Source organism: Pseudoalteromonas sp. S558 (assembly GCF_005886635.1).
Lineage (GTDB): Bacteria > Pseudomonadota > Gammaproteobacteria > Enterobacterales > Alteromonadaceae > Pseudoalteromonas > Pseudoalteromonas aliena.
Window position 1 is genome coordinate 1 of record NZ_PNDU01000143.1, and the last position, 2,202, is coordinate 2,202.

Annotated in this window: 1 protein-coding gene; it reads right to left on the reverse strand. The window is 36.5% G+C overall.

Annotated features, from left to right (window positions below; translation table 11 throughout):
* Nucleotides 1-209: 209 nt before the first annotated feature.
* Complete coding sequence (putP, locus tag CWB66_RS11425; protein ID WP_138585471.1) at nt 210-1,688, reverse strand: sodium/proline symporter PutP; 1,479 nt, start codon at nt 1,686-1,688, stop codon at nt 210-212.
* Between the last annotated feature and the right edge of the window lie 514 nt (nt 1,689-2,202).

A 2,202-nucleotide genomic window follows, 5' to 3' on the forward strand; every position in this document is an offset into this window, starting at 1 on the left:
GGTTAAGATATTTACTAATATATTGAATCATAATGATATTTAAATTTATTTTTCTCTAGCCAGAGATTTTCAGTGAAAACAAGGCGAATTTACGCGTCAATAGCTGGCCTATTGCAAGTAAATTCAACGCAGTTAGCGCTGAAAATAGCTGCTCGAGATAGATTTATTATCCAGAGTTCAGGTTACTTAACCCAACTTAAATTAGCTATTTAAAGCTCTTTTTCTACCTCATCAAATAATATTGTTATATCTTCTGCAGGCTCACTTGTTACTAAACTTACAGCGACAATAGCAATACTCGATAAAATAAAGCCAGGTACTATTTCATACATAAAGCTACTTAAGCTCTTGCCATCAATAGTAAATGGACCGTAGATCCAAATAAGTACTGTAAATGCACCCACCAGCATACCGGCTAAAGCACCAGCAAAGTTCATACGTTTCCAATAAAGACTAAACAACACCAATGGACCAAATGCAGCTCCAAACCCTGCCCATGCATTACTAACCAAGTCTAAAATAGAGCTATCTCGATCATAGGCTAAGTAAATAGCAAACAATGCCACAATAGCCACACTGATCCGGCCAACGGTTACCAATTCAAAATCACTAGCATCTTTACGTAAAAATGTTTTATATAAATCTTCTGTCAAAGAGCTTGAACTAACTAATAGCTGTGAAGAAATTGTACTCATAATAGCCGCTAAAATTGCAGCTAATAAAAAGCCAGCAATCAAAGGGTGAAATAGTAGCTCTGAAAGAATTAAGAAAATAGTTTCAGGGTCTTTCACTACAATGTTATTTTCATAAGTATATGCGGCACCAAATATACCTGTAGCAACAGCACCAACGGCGGCAACAATCATCCATGTCATACCAATACGACGAGCCGTTGGCATGTCTTTAACACTGCGTACTGACATAAAACGGACAATAATATGAGGTTGTCCAAAATAACCTAATCCCCATGCCATTGCTGAAATAATACCTAGTGTTGAGCCTGCACCAATCCAACTAAGCATATCTGGGTTAACACTGTTTAGGGTCGATTCTAGTGGTTGTTCTAGCAATGAGTAGGCAACAGTAGGCACTAAGATAAGCGCAATAAACATGATACAGCCTTGCACAAAATCAGTTAGACTCACAGCTAAAAATCCACCAAACAAAGTATACAAAACAACAACACCCGTGGTGACGTATAAACCCATTTCATAGCTTAGGCCAAATGAGCTTTCAAATAACTTACCGCCAGCAACAACTCCCGAAGAAGTATAAAGTGTGAAGAACACAATAATCACAACAGCAGAAACAACACGTAATAAGTTTGATTTATCATTAAAGCGATTAGAAAAGTAATCTGGAATGGTAATCGAGTCATTTGCTTTTTCGGTATAAACTCTTAGTCGAGGGGCGACCAAAAAGTAGTTTAACCAAGCACCTGCAATTAAGCCAATTGCTATCCACGTACTACTAAACCCAGTTACGAACATTGCACCAGGTAGGCCCATTAATATCCAACCACTCATGTCTGAAGCACCAGCTGAAAGCGCAGCTACGCTTGGTGATAAATTCCTGCCTCCTAGCATATAGCCGGAAACATCGCTCGTAGATTGTTTATATGCATATAGTCCTATACCCAACATTACAACAAAGTATAACGTCAGTGAAATAATCATTCCTGTTTCCAAATTAGCCTCCGCACAATTATTAATAACAGGCTTTTGATCCGAATATTGACTCTTAATATTTTATAATAAAGACAGTATTAGGATAAAAGCTATTCGTAATGACTATAACATGCCTAATACGCAAATCTCCAACTTGTTGCCTTTTCTGATTTAAAAACATTCACGTTGTACGCTTTTAAATCAAACTATTAGATCCCGTTAATTTTTTGAAAAGCATATTGCAGAGTTACAACTTTTATAAAATAAAGAGCAATGTATAACGCGCAGCAAAAACGCTTCAAGGAGTGATAAACGTGTTTAACCACAGGGTGTGATAGATAAAATGCAAACATAACGCTTAAGCTTGACTACACCTCATTCAACACATGAATTTATAAACTTCGCTTTTTAAATTGAAAATAATTTTAAAGCCCAATTTATCCTAATAATTCACTTGGTTTATAAGTATAATTTACTAGGGCGTGTTGACCTTTCGTGATTGATTTTGCAGCAGTATGTTTGGTATTTAGGCAAG